General features: G+C 70.5%; 8 protein-coding genes. 1 reads left to right on the top strand and 7 read right to left on the bottom strand.

Going from position 1 to position 12,564, the window contains the following annotated elements; translation table 11 throughout:
* Nucleotides 1-11 precede the first annotated feature (11 nt).
* From IEY61_RS06490 to IEY61_RS06465, 6 genes are all read right to left on the bottom strand, one after another.
* Nucleotides 12-1,652 (bottom strand): sodium/solute symporter, encoded by a 1,641-nt coding sequence (locus IEY61_RS06490; RefSeq protein WP_189041528.1) that lies wholly within the window; start codon nucleotides 1,650-1,652, stop codon nucleotides 12-14.
* 1 nt (nucleotide 1,653) lies between these two features.
* Nucleotides 1,654-2,133, bottom strand: coding sequence for a DUF485 domain-containing protein (locus tag IEY61_RS06485; protein ID WP_229705727.1), 480 nt, complete (start codon nucleotides 2,131-2,133; stop codon nucleotides 1,654-1,656).
* Between the two features lie 835 nt (nucleotides 2,134-2,968).
* The gene (locus tag IEY61_RS06480) at nucleotides 2,969-3,742 is read right to left on the bottom strand and encodes a LytR/AlgR family response regulator transcription factor (protein ID WP_189041526.1); all 774 of its coding nucleotides are present in this window, start codon (nucleotides 3,740-3,742) and stop codon (nucleotides 2,969-2,971) included.
* Nucleotides 3,739-4,965 (bottom strand): sensor histidine kinase, encoded by a 1,227-nt coding sequence (locus IEY61_RS06475; RefSeq protein WP_189041524.1) that lies wholly within the window; start codon nucleotides 4,963-4,965, stop codon nucleotides 3,739-3,741. The genes IEY61_RS06480 and IEY61_RS06475 overlap by 4 nt, the downstream gene beginning before the upstream one ends.
* 54 nt (nucleotides 4,966-5,019) lie before the next feature.
* A complete protein-coding gene (locus IEY61_RS06470; protein WP_189041658.1) occupies nucleotides 5,020-6,591 on the bottom strand; it encodes a sugar transferase in 1,572 nt (523 codons plus the stop codon).
* A 268-nt stretch (nucleotides 6,592-6,859) separates the two neighbouring features.
* On the bottom strand, nucleotides 6,860-7,720 hold the full coding sequence (locus IEY61_RS06465) for an Fpg/Nei family DNA glycosylase (protein ID WP_189041522.1): 861 nt from the start codon (nucleotides 7,718-7,720) through the stop codon (nucleotides 6,860-6,862).
* Between the two features lie 24 nt (nucleotides 7,721-7,744).
* On the opposite strand from IEY61_RS06465, the gene IEY61_RS06460 reads away from it, so the two are divergent.
* Nucleotides 7,745-9,016, top strand: a complete 1,272-nt coding sequence (locus IEY61_RS06460; protein ID WP_189041520.1) for a glycosyltransferase family 4 protein — start codon at nucleotides 7,745-7,747, stop codon at nucleotides 9,014-9,016.
* A gap of 115 nt (nucleotides 9,017-9,131) precedes the next feature.
* Here IEY61_RS06460 and IEY61_RS06455 read toward each other — a convergent pair whose 3' ends face one another.
* Nucleotides 9,132-12,545 (bottom strand): DEAD/DEAH box helicase family protein, encoded by a 3,414-nt coding sequence (locus tag IEY61_RS06455; protein ID WP_189041518.1) that lies wholly within the window; start codon nucleotides 12,543-12,545, stop codon nucleotides 9,132-9,134.
* Nucleotides 12,546-12,564 lie beyond the last annotated feature (19 nt).

The raw sequence follows: 12,564 nt of genomic DNA, 5'->3' as shown, positions 1-12,564 counted from the left end.
GGACGCGTTCCTTACAGCCGGAGGCTGTCGGGGGCGTGGAGGCGGAGCATGGTGCGGCCGACGTCGGCGGGGGCGCGGCGGCGGGTGGCCAGGGAGACCGCCACCATCACCGTGAAGGCCAGCGGCACGGTCCAGGCGGCCGGCTGTGCGGTGAGGGTGGCCGGCCAGCCGGTCAGCGGCGGGCCGAGCACGGTGAGCAGCACCGCCATCACCGCCGCACCGCCGCCGACGAGGATTCCGGCCGCCGCGCCCGCGTCGGTGAGCCCGCGCCACCAGATGCCGAGCACCAGCAACGGACAGAAGCTGGAGGCGGCGACGGCGAAGGCCAGCCCGACCACCTGCGACACGTCCAGCCCGGCGACGTTCAGGGCGAGGATCAGCGGCACCCCGCCGGCGATCACGGTGGCCAGCCGGAAGCCGTGGACCGAGCCGCGGTTGAGCACGTCCGTGGAGATCACCCCGGCGACGCTGGTGAGCAGACCGGACGCGGTGGACAGGAAGGCCGCGAACGCCCCGGCGGCGACCAGCGCGGCGAGCAGCCGCCCGGTGGTCCCGGCGCCGAGCGCAGCCTCGGGCAGCAGCACCACCACCGCGTCGGTCTGGCCGCTGACCAGCAGTTGCGGGGTGTAGATCCGGCCCAGCACGCCGTAGATCGTGGGCAGCAGGTAGAAGACGCCGACCAGGGCCAGCACCACCAGCGTGGTCCGGCGGGCCGACGCTCCGTCCGGGTTGGTGTAGAAGCGCACGAGCACGTGCGGCAGTCCCATGGTGCCCAGGAAGGTTGCCAGGATCAGCGAGTACGTGGCGAACAGCCCGCGGTCGTCGGCACCGGCGGTGCTGGGCAGCAGCCAGTCGGTGACACCGGTGGTCACCCCGGAGACCTCCGGCACCGGCTGGCCCGCCGCGAAGGTCAACTCGTCGCCGGGGCGTACCTCGCGGGACTGCCCGTCGGGCAGGGTGAGCACCGCGCGGTGCTCGACCACGACGGTGGTCGCGGTCCGGAACGTCGGCCCCTCGGGCGGGGTGACCGCCGGCCGCCCATCCGCCTGCCACTGCAGGGCGAGGAAGATCGCGGGTACGGCGAGCGCAGTCAGCTTCAGCCAGTACTGGAACGCCTGCACGAAGGTGATCGCCCGCATCCCGCCCAGCGCGACGTTGGCGGTGACCACCACGGCCACCACCAGGGCGCCCACCGGGTACGGCGAACCGGCCAGGGTGGCCAGCGTCAGCCCGGCGCCCTGCAACTGCGGCACCAGGTAGAGCCAGCCGATGAAGATGACGAAGACGGTGGCCAGCGTGCGTAACCGGCGGGAGCCCAGCCGCAGCTCGCAGAAGTCGGGCAGGGTGAACGCGCCGGAGCGCCGCAGCGGCGCGGCCACGAAGAGCAACAGCGCCAGGTAGCCGGCGGCGAAGCCGACCGGGTACCAGAGCACGTCCACGCCGTACTTGAGGATCAGCCCGGCGACGCCGAGGAAGCTCGCCGCCGACAGGTACTCGCCACCGATCGCGGCGGCGTTCCAGGTGGGGCTGACCACCCGGGAGGCGACCAGGAAGTCGGAGGTGGTGCGGGCCAGCCGCAACCCGTAGAAACCGATCCCGAGGGTGAGGAGGGTGACCGCCACGATCGCCGGTACGACGAGGTCGTTGCCCACCTCAGCGCTCCGGCCGCTGGACCAGGTCGGTGAAGTCCTGCTCGTTGCGTTCGGCCAACCGCACGTACGTCCAGCCGACCGCGACCAGGAACGGGAAGGAGAGCACCCCGAGCAGCAGCCACGGCAGGTTGACCCCGAGCACCGTCATCCGGCCGACCGAGGGCGCGACGGCGAACAGCCAGGGCAGCCCACCCAGCCCCACCATGACCACCGCCGACAGTTGCAGGGCCAGGGCCAGTTGGGCGCGGACCAGGCCGTGGATCAGGGCTTCGCCGACCCGGGTCTGCTGGGTCAACTCGGTGCGGGTGCCCCCGGCCCGGTGCTTGGGCCGGGACACCTCGGCGAGCACCACCCGGGTACGCGCGGACGACCCGGGTCGCTGCTCGGCAGCGGCTCGGGTCGGCTCGGGTACGTGCCGCTCGCCGGCCGCCCGGGACGGTTCGGGGCGGCGGGGTGCCGGCACGGGATCCTCGGCGACCATTCCCGGCAGTCTCGTCAGCCCGCCGGGAATGTCAAGGGGCTGTGGACAACCTGTGGACAACGCGCTGAGCCTGTGGATAACCCAGTGGATGGTGCCCCGGCGCCGCTGGCCGGACCGGCCGGGTTCCCGCCCTCGGCCGTGACCCTGCACCCGCGTCAGCTGCCGTCAGCTGGCGAGCACGATGCCTGCGGGACAGCTCCCGGATTGGCGCCGCGCGCTGCCTCCGCGACAGCCCGGATTGACGCCGCGCTGTTCCCTCACCGTGCCGTTCTCGCCTTGGCGCATCGCCGTTTCATGAGATGGGATGCCTGCGTGCGGGGAGCGGTGGTCGTCAGGATGCTGATGTCACAGTGACATGAATATGTCAGGGTGACATGACGCCTGTTCGGGATGTGTCTGGCCGCAAACCCGGAAAACTACGTGTTATTACTCTGCGAACCCTCGCGAACGGAAACTGTCCAAGATCTCGTCTCCCGAGCGGCCGATGGTCCCGCCGCGGGTCGAGTACACGCTGACCGGCGGCGCGGGTTGCGGTATGTCGCGGTGTTCGGGCCGATCGGGTGGGCACGAGTTGCGGTATGTCGGGGTGCCCCGTCCGGTGGGCGGCGCAGGTCGCGGTATGTCGGGGTATTCGGGCCTGCTGAGGCCGCGAGTTGCGGCATCTCGTGTTCGGATCACGAGTTGCGGCATCTTGTGCGACGGTGCTGGGTTAAGCATCCCTGCGAAGAGCAGTGGTTGGCGGCAGCGCTGTCGACGACGCCACCTCGCGGGATGCGGAGGGTCACCGTGCTGCCCGGCGGTTGCTCGCGGGGCGGTGATTAGACCGCTGGGACCCTCAGCGGCTCCACGTCTGCTTGGCGGCGCGGACCAGTTTGTCCTTCAGCTCCCGGGTGTGCCGCCGGCTCACCGGCAGCTCGGTGCCGTCGACCACCACCACGTACCCGGAGTTGACCAGTCTCAGCTCGGCGATCAGCCGGAGCTGCACCAGGTACGACCGGTGGATCCGGACGAAACCCGCGTCGGCCCACCGCTCGGCGAGCGTCGCGAGGGACACCCGGACCAGATGTGAGCCTTCTGCGGTGTGCAGCCGGGCGTAGTCGCCCTGCGCCTCCACCCAGCGCACCGCCGATCGGGGCAGCATCCGGGTGCTGCCGGCCAACTCCACCGGGATCGTCGGATCCTCCTCGGCGCGGGCCAGCGCGGCCGGGTGCGACGGCACCACCCGCGAGCCGACCACCCGCCGCAGCGCCTCCGCCAGCCGCTCGGCGCGTACCGGCTTGCGGACGTAGTCGGTGGCACCCAGGTCGAAGGCGTCCGCCGCGCCGTCGTCGTACGCGGTGACGAAGACGATCGCCGGTGGCCGGGCGAAGCGACGCAGCACCCGGGCCAGCTCCATGCCGTCCAGGCCGGGCATCCGGATGTCCAGGAAGACCACGTCCACGTCGCCGTCGCGGAGCAGCCGCAGCGCCTCGGTGGCGTCGCCGGCCGTGTGCAGCCGGGCCACCCGCGGGTCGGCTCGCAAGTGGTACGCCAACTCGTCCAGCGCCGGTGGCTCGTCGTCCACGGCCAGCACGCGCAGGAAACCCGTCGCACCGCCGTTGCTGCTCACGAACTGGCCCGTACGCCGGGATGGAACTTCGGCACCCGCATGCTCACCTTCGTACCCGAACCCAGACCCGTCTCCACGACCAGGCCGAAGCCGTCCCCGAAGACCGACCGGAGTCGTTCGTCCACGTTCGAGAGACCGACGTGCTGGCCGGGGTCGTCCCCCGGGTCGCCGGTGTTCCCGGCCAACTCGGCGATTCCGGCGGTCAGCGTGCCCGGATCCATTCCCACTCCGTCGTCCTCCACCGTGATGTGGCATTCGGCGCCCGCGTCCCGAGCCTCGATGCACACCATGCCCGTGCCGGGCTTGCGCGACAACCCGTGCCGGACGGCGTTCTCCACCAACGGTTGCAGGCACAGGAACGGCAGGATCACCGGCAACACCTCGGGGGCGATCTGGAGACGCACCTGGAGTCGGTCGCCGAACCGGGCCCGCTCGATGGTCAGGTAGCGGTCGATCGAGCGCAGCTCCTCGGCCAACGTGGTGAACTCGCCGTGGGCCCGGAACGAGTAGCGGGTGAACTCGGCGAACTCCAGGATCAGCTCCCGCGCCCGTTCCGGGTCGGTGCGGACGAACGAGCCGATCGCGGTCAGCGCGTTGTAGATGAAGTGCGGACTGATCTGTGCCCGCAACGCGCGGACCTCGGCCCGGGCCAGCCGCTCCCGGGACGAGTCCAGCTCGGCCAGGGCGAGCTGACTGCCGGCCCAGTGCGCAGTCTCCAGGGTGGCCTGCACCAGACCCGGCGCGGGTACGCCGTCGGTGACCGCGACCAGCGCGCCGGCGATCCGGCCCTCCGCGCCCGCCAACGGCGTCACCACCGCCCCCCGGACCGGACAGTCGAGCCGGTCGCAGGAGAGTTCGGACTCGGCGAGCACCGTGGACCGCTCCGAGGCGACCACCCGCCGGGCCGCCGCCCCCAACTGCTCGCTGTGGTGCGCGCCCTGCCCGTCGAGAGCGAGCAGGTCGTCGGTGTCGGTCAGCGCAAGTCCGTCGGCGCCGACCAGGGTGCGCAGGTGACGGGCAGCCTTCGCCGCGCTGGCCGGGGTCAGCCCGGCGCGCAGCGGCTCGGCGGCCAACCCGGCGGTGTGCAGCACCTCGTAGGTGGCTCGCTGGCCGGGAGTGGCGATGCTGCGGCGGCCACGGAGCCGGGCGACCGCGACCAGGGCCGAGGCCAGAACGGTGACCAGCGAGAAGACTCCGATGATCGCGGAGAGGTTGCCACCCACGCCGATGATCCTGCTGGTCCGTGGCCCGGGACGGAAGAGGCGACCGGGGGACGGTCAGTAGGCGCCCTTGCGGGCCACCACCACACCCACCGTCCGCCACAGGATGCTCAGGTCGTACGCGAGCGACCAGTTGTCGACGTAGTAGAGGTCGAGCCGTACCGCCTCGTCCCAGGACAGGTCGGAGCGGCCGGACACCTGCCACAACCCGGTCATGCCGGGGCGGACGAGCAGTCGACGCCGCACGTCGCCCAGGAAGTCACCGTCGTCGGCGGGCAGCGGTCGCGGGCCGACCAGCGACATCTCGCCCTTGAGCACGTTGATCAGCTGCGGCAGCTCGTCGAGCGAGGAGGCGCGCAGGAAACGGCCCACCGGGAAGACCCGGGGGTCCTGCTTCATCTTGAACAGCATGCCGTCGGTCTCGTTCTGGTCGACCAGGCTGGCCAGCCGGTCCTCCGCGTCGACGTACATGGTCCGGAACTTCCACACCCGGAACGTGCGTCCCTCGTGCCCCACCCGGGGCTGGCGGAAGAAGACCGGACCCGGGTCGGAGATCCGGATCGCGATGGCGATGGCGACGAAGACCGGGAACAGCAGCAGCAGGCCGAGGCCGGCGCCGACCCGATCCATCACGCTCTTGGCCAGCAGCGCCGGCCCGGACAGGGTCGGTTCCTCGACGTGCAGCAGCGGCAGGCCCTCGATCGGGCGGATGTGCACCCGGGGCCCGGCGATGTCGGTCAGCTGCGGAGCCACCACCAGGTCGACGCCGGAGCCCTCCAGCTGCCAGGCGAGCCGGCGCAGCTCGCCCGGCTCGGCGCTGGCCGAGCCGCAGACCGCGATGGTGTCGCCACCGACCTCCCGTACCAGGGCCAGGATGTCGCGGCCGGCGTACACCGGGACCGGGGTCTGCACTCCCTTGGCCGCCGCGTAGCCGTCGGTGATGTGGATGGCCACCGGCACCAGCCCGGCGGAGGGGTTGCGGGTGACCGCCGTGTAGACCTCCAGGCACTCGGGCAGGGTGCCGACCAGCACCATCCGGTGCGCCGCCTGCTGGATGTTGCGGCGGACCACGTGCAGCACGAACCGGGCCAGGATCCGGCCCAACAGGATCAGCAGCAGGGCCATCAGCAGCGCGGTGCCCACGGTGAACCGGGACAGGTCGGTCTTGGTGGCGAAGGCGATGAAGGAGACCGCCGCGCAGACGGCCACGCCGGCCCGGATGACCCGCTTGAACTCGTCCGGGCCGAGCCCGAGGCAACGCCGGTCGTAGGCGCCGTTGAACCACAGGATGACCAGCCAGCCCAGCGGCAGCAGCAGGAAGGCGACGGTGAAGAACCAGGTCGGGTCGTTCTGGGCGTTGTAGAAGCCCGCGGTGGCCTGGTCGAAGCTGTGGATCGCGGTGTAACTGGCGAAGGCCGCCCCCGCGAAGTCCAGCAGCAGCAGGATCGCGGTGTAGGGGCGGTGCCAGCGGGAGACGCGTCGCCGGGCCCGGGCCCAAGCCGACCGGGGTACGCCGTTGTGGGACGGCTGATTCGGCGGCTGGATCTCGAAGCTGTCGACGTGCCGCACGGGTCTGCTCCGGCCTTCGTTGGTTACCGGGCGCTGGAGGCTAGTCGTCACCTCACCCATGTCCTCCCGCATGACACGCGCCGCTCACTCACTGTGAGGGGCTCGGGTCGCCCACCGTTCCAGTCTTCCACGCGGAATCCGTCGCATCGCCGGCCCCGAGGGACATTGCGCGGCGGGCTCGTCTTCGCCTGGCATCTGGCCGGCTCCACGCCATTCGGAAGCCGGGACCGGGCCACTATACCGATGGATGGCGGCCCGGGTAGAGCGGCGGACCGGTGGTTGTGCACCCGGCGTCCGATTCCGCTCCGTAATCGGCGAGTGGTGTTACTCACCGTACGAGTCTGGACAACCGTCGGTCAGCGAGGGGCTTGCCCCCGGTCTGGCACGTCGGGCAGTACTGGAGGTCGGAGTCGGCGAACGAGACCTGCCGGACGGTGTCGCCGCAGACCGGGCAGGGCAGGCCGGTGCGCGCGTGCACCTTGAGCCCGGAGCGCTTCTCGCCCTTCAACTCCGCGGCCCGCTGCCCCAGCGAACGGGTCACCGCGTCGCCGAGCACCCGCCGGGCCGCCGCGTGCAGGGTCGCCATCTGCTCGTCGGTCAGCCGATTGGTCAGCGCGAACGGTGACAGCTTCGCCGCGTGCAGGATCTCGTCGGAGTACGCGTTGCCCACCCCGGCCAGCACCGCCTGGTCGGTGAGCGCCCCCTTCACCTGCCCCCGGCGGCTGCGCAACGCACCGGCGAAGGTGACCAGATCGGCAGCGAGCGCGTCCGGCCCGAGCTTGGCCACGCCCGGTACCGCCTGCGGATCGGTCACCAGGTAGGCGGCGAGCTTCTTCTGCGTACCGGCCTCGGTCAGGTCGAAGCCGGAGCCGTCGTCGAGGCGGACCCGGAGCGCGATCGGCCCCTTGCCCGGACGAAGCGGGACGGTCGAGGCGAACGCCTCGCGGTAGTGCAGCCAGCCGGCCCGGGCCAGGTGCACCACCAGGTGCAGCCCACCGTCGAAGACGACGTCGAGGAACTTGCCGTGCCGTCGGGCGTCGGTCACCGCCCGGCCGGTGACGGCGGTCGGCGCCGGATCGTACGTCTTCAGGGCGCTGATCGCGGCGATCTCCAGCCGGTCGACGCGGCGGCCCACCGCGCGCTGCCGCAGGTAACCCGCGAGCGCCTCCACCTCCGGTAGTTCGGGCACCATCCAACGGTAGCCTTCCTTCCCGTGAGAATCGTGGTGGCGCACAACCGGTACCGGGAAGCTCAGCCCTCCGGTGAGAACACCATCGTCGACGCGGAGATCGCCCAGCTCACCGCGGCCGGGGTGGAGGTGCTGCCGTTCCTGCGCAGCTCCGACGAGATCGCCTCGATGCCGGCGACGGCGAAGGCACTGCTGCCGATCTCGCCGATCTACGCGCCCCGGGCCCAGCAGGAGTTGGCCCGCCTGCTCACCGAGCACCGGCCGGACGTGCTGCACCTGCACAACCCGTACCCGCTGCTCTCGCCCTGGGTGGTGCGGACCGCCCACCGGCACGGCGTGCCGGTGGTGCAGACGGTGCACAACTACCGCCAGGTCTGCTCCTCCGGCCTGTACTTCCGCGACGGCCAGATCTGTCAGGACTGCCGGGGCCGGGCCCTGGGGGTGCCGGCGGTGGTGCACCGCTGCTACCGGGGGTCGCGGGCGCAGAGCGCGCTGATGGCCACCACGCTGGCCGTGCACCGGGGCACCTGGAAGTCGGTGGACCGGTACATCGCCCTGACCAGCGCCGTCGCCGACCATCTGCGCGACTACGGGATCCCCGATGAGCGGATCGTCGTGAAACCGAACGGCATCCCCGACCCCGGCACCCCGCCGCCGCTCGGTCAGGGCTTCCTCTTCCTCGGCCGGCTCTCCCCGGAAAAGGGGCTCGGCCTGCTGCTGGAGGCGTGGCGGCGGCACCCGGACGGCGCGCTCGGGCCACTGCGGGTCGCCGGTGACGGCGAGTTGCGCCCGCTGGTCGAGGCGGCGGCGGCCGAGCGCGCCGACGTGACGTACCTCGGTTCGCTGGACCGGGCGGGCGTACGCGCCGCCCTGGCCGCGAGCGCCGCAGTGCTGGCCACCTCCACCTGGCACGACGTGCTGCCCACGGTGATCATCGAGGCGCTGGCCAGCGGCCGGCCGGTGCTCGGCACCGCGCTCGGCGGCATCCCGTACCTGGTCGGCGCGGACACCCCCCGGGAACCCGCCGGCACCGGCCCGGCCGCCGTCGCCTCCGCACCCGCCAGCGGAGCCGAGCCGGCTGTTGGAGTGAGCGCCCTGCCCACCGGAATCCAGACCGGAGAGGCCGGCTGGGTGGTGCCTCCGGAGCCGGCCGCGCTGGCCGCCGCGCTGCCGGTGGCCGCCGCCGGCGCCGCCGCGCTCTCAACCGCTGCCCGGTCCCGCTACGAGCGCACCTTCCACCCCGACGTGGTCACCAAACGCCTCATCGACGTGTACGCGGGCGTCGCCCGACCCTGATCGGCACCGTTCCGGCCCGCTACCGGCCGCCAACCTGGTTGATCATGAGGTTAGCGGCGGTCTTGATCTCCTCGACTGCCGCTAACCTCATGATCGACGTTAGGCAAAGGGTGGGCTAGGCCACCTCACCGGCCGGGGCGGCGGTGGCTCGGACGGAGTCGAGGATCGTGACCAGGCGAGCCACGTCGGCGAGGGGGAAGATCGCTTCCGGGGTCGGGGCGATGTCGCTGAACGGGGATTCGTAGAGCCGCATGGGCTCCATGACACCGTTCTGCGTCAGGTGGGCGACGATCAGCTCGAGGAAGCTGATCTGGTTCGCCGTGGGGGTGCGGTCAACCAGGAACTCGCTGAACGCCTCGTAGGCCGCTTCCCGGTCGAGGCCGACCAACGACCGGACGAAGAGCCCGAGCCCGTTGGCCGAGCGGCGGGCCTCCTCGATTTCCGCAGCGCCGCCGCCGCTGGCCACGAGCATGCATTCCAACTCGTCCAGATCGGCCGGGGTGAGTTGCTTGTTGCGGCGAAGCTTCTGCAACGCCAGGTGGTCCTCGTGGGCGCGCAGGTATATGCGGGCCTTGGCCTGGAACCGCTCGAGGTTCGTGCCGATACTGATGTTGTCCAGTGAGACGACCGAGATTTCCCCCAGCTCGTCGCTGAAGTCGGTGTAGACGATGGCCCGCTTGGCGCGTTCGATCAGCCGGACCAGCCCGCGCAGGCGGCGGCGCATCAACTCCAGCATCGGCAGGGTCACGTCCTGCCACCACTCGTCACCGGCCACCTCGTCGAGGAGCCGCTGCTGCTCGCGGACCGCCGGAATGCTGGTCTGCTCCAGCAGCGTCGAGGCGATCGTCTGCACCTGTTGGCGCAGCTTCTCGTAGTCGGGTACGACCTCGAACTGGCCGAGCTGGAGGCGCAACACCAGCAGGTCGAACCGCTTGGCCGCCTCGTCCTCGTCGAGCTTGGCGGTGGGCAGGCCGGCGAGATTGCCGCCGATCTCGTCCACGGCTTCCCGACTGAGCCGGTGCCAGCGCGTGAAGTCGAGGTAGTGCTCCACCAGCTTCCGCTTGGGGCGTACGGCGAAGTTGTCGAGATGGATGGTCTCCACCCGGCCGTGCAGGTCGCGGGCCAGGTCCCAGCGCAGGCCCGCCTCGCTCTGCGTCCCGTCAGCCTCCGTCTCTGGGCCGGCGTCGGTGGGAAGACGCTTGTCGAGGCGGTGGATGAGGTCGAGCTGGGCCTTGAACAGCCGCTCGGTCAGCGACACTCCCAGCTTCCGCTCCGCCTGCTCCGGGTTCTGGTTGAAGTATTCGAAGTTCCGGCAGAAGTCGAAGACGAGGAAGTTCTCTTTGTGCTGCCCCGGACCGTAGAGGTCCTTGCAGAGCCGGGTGCCCCGGCCGATCATCTGGAGAAACTTAGACTTCGACCGTACGGGCTTGCAGAAGACGAGGTTGACGACCTCAGGCACGTCAATGCCGGTGTCCAGCATGTCCACCGAGATCGCGATGTGCGGGTCCTTCTCCGACTGCGAGAAGTTGTCGATGAGGTTCTGCGCATACTCGGTCTTGTGAGTGATGACCCGGGCCCGGTGCCCGGCGTGCGCCGGGTAGGCCAGGTCGAACCGCTTCTGAATGAAGTCGGCATGAAGTTGGTTCCGGGCAAAGATGATCGTCTTGCCAATCCGGTCCCCACCCGCCACCTTGTGACCGCGTTCCATCAGCGTCTTCAGGACGTTGTCCATGGTCTCGGCATTGAACAGCCACCTGTTGACCGCTTCCGCCTCGACGCTGTCCGGCGGCCCGTCGTCACCCCAGTCGAGTGAGTCCCACTCGTCCTTCTCCTCCTCGCTCAGGTCGTCGTAGCGGATGCCGCGCCACTGGAAGTCGGTCTCCACGGAGAACGCGTGCGGCGGGACGAGGTAGCCCTCCCTGACCGCCTCGTCGAGGTCGTAGTGGTCGGTGGGCACGCCGTCCTCAAGCTGGAACAGGCTGTAGGTGTTGCGGTCGATCTCGTTGCGCGGGGTCGCGGTGAGCCCGACCAGGAGGCTGTCGAACCAGGAGAAGATCGCCCGATACTTCTGGTACACCGACCGGTGCGCTTCGTCGATGATGACCAGGTCGAAGTAGCCGGGGCCGAAGCGCCGTCCGCCACTCACGGTCTGGTTGATCAGGCCCATCATGGTCGGGTACGTCGAGACGTACACCCGGCCCTCGGCGTCCTTCTCCGTCACCAGGTTGACCGTGGCTGCGCTGGGCAGGTGTGCCTTGAACGCGTTGACGGCCTGGGTGACCAGCGCGTTGCGGTCGGCGAGGAATAGCACCCGCTTGACCCAGTTGGCCCGCATCAGCAGGTCCACCAGGGCGATCACCGTACGCGTCTTGCCGGCGCCGGTGGCCATCACCACGAGCGCCTGGCGCTGCCGGTCCCGCTCGAACGCCTCGCCGATCTTCCGGATCGCCCGGTGCTGGTAGTGCCGCTCGACGATCTCCGCCTTGATGGGTACGCCCGCAAGCGACTCGCGGATGCTCCGCCGCTGGATCAGGAGCGCCAGCTCATCCTTGGTGTAGAAGCCCTGCACCGGGCGGGGCGGGTAGGCAAGATCGTCCCAGAGCCAGATGTCGTAGCCGTTGGTGTAGAAGATGACCGGCCGCTGGCCGTACCGCCGCTCCAGGCAGTCGGCGTAGAGCTTGGCCTGCTGCTGGCCGACGGTGGCGTCCCGCCGGGCGCGCTTGGCCTCGATCACCGCGAGCGGCTTCCCGTCGTCACCCCAGAGCACGTAGTCGACGTACCCGATGCCCGTGGCGTTGGGCATCCCGGTCACCTCGAACTCGCGATCATCCGGGCCGTCGAGCCGCCAGCCGGCCTCTTTCAGCAGCAGATCGATGAAGAGTTCGCGGGTCTGCGCCTCGTCGTAGTCGTGATCGTCGGGGCGGGCCTCGTTGGCGGCCTTCGCGGCGGCGATCTCGGCACGCAGCTTCGCCAACTCGGCGTCGAGGGTGGCGGACCGCTCCCGCTCGGCGGCCAGCGCCGCATCCTGGGCGGCAAGCCTGTCGGCGAGCGCCTTCAGGTCGGCCTGGGTCCGCTGCCGCACCTGGGAGGAATCCTGCTCGGGGATCAGACTGGCGTCGAAGGCAAGGGCGCTCGGCGGAACCTGTGCCGGATCGCGGGTGTAGCGCCGGGCAATCCAGTACGTGACATGGAACAGCTCCCGCAGGACCGGCTCCGACTCCTTCTCCGTCACCGGCGTCCGCTCGTGCACGGCCCGATTGCCCTGCTTACGGATGATGTTCATCTTGGCCTGGATGCCGGGGCCCACCAGGTTGCGCAGCGTCGGCTCGTGGATCTTCGCGGAGAGATCATTCCGATACGGCCGTCTGAGCGTCGCGTCGGCGTCGAAGAGCCAGCCGAGCGCAAGTTCCAGAGTGCGCCGGGCATAGAAGCACGAGCCCCGCGGGTCGGCGACAGCAAGTCGCTCGGCCCGCAGGGCCTCGTCAAGCAGGTCCGGCCACTCGGCCCGCAGGAACGCGAAGTTGCTCATCGACGTCTACCCCCACAGT

Origin of the sequence: Micromonospora sonchi, from assembly GCF_014646235.1 — a bacterium.
Taxonomy (GTDB): domain Bacteria; phylum Actinomycetota; class Actinomycetes; order Mycobacteriales; family Micromonosporaceae; genus Micromonospora; species Micromonospora sonchi.
This window is presented reverse-complemented; position numbering and strand designations above follow the sequence as displayed.

Bases quoted from the DNA above. Each gene is read 5' to 3' on its own strand.
- IEY61_RS06485 (WP_229705727.1), bottom strand. From the start codon at position 2,133: ATGGTCGCCGAGGATCCCGTGCCGGCACCCCGCCGCCCCGAACCGTCC.
- IEY61_RS06470 (WP_189041658.1), bottom strand. From the start codon at position 6,591: ATGGGTGAGGTGACGACTAGCCTCCAGCGCCCGGTAACCAACGAAGGC.
- IEY61_RS06455 (WP_189041518.1), bottom strand. From the start codon at position 12,545: ATGAGCAACTTCGCGTTCCTGCGGGCCGAGTGGCCGGACCTGCTTGAC.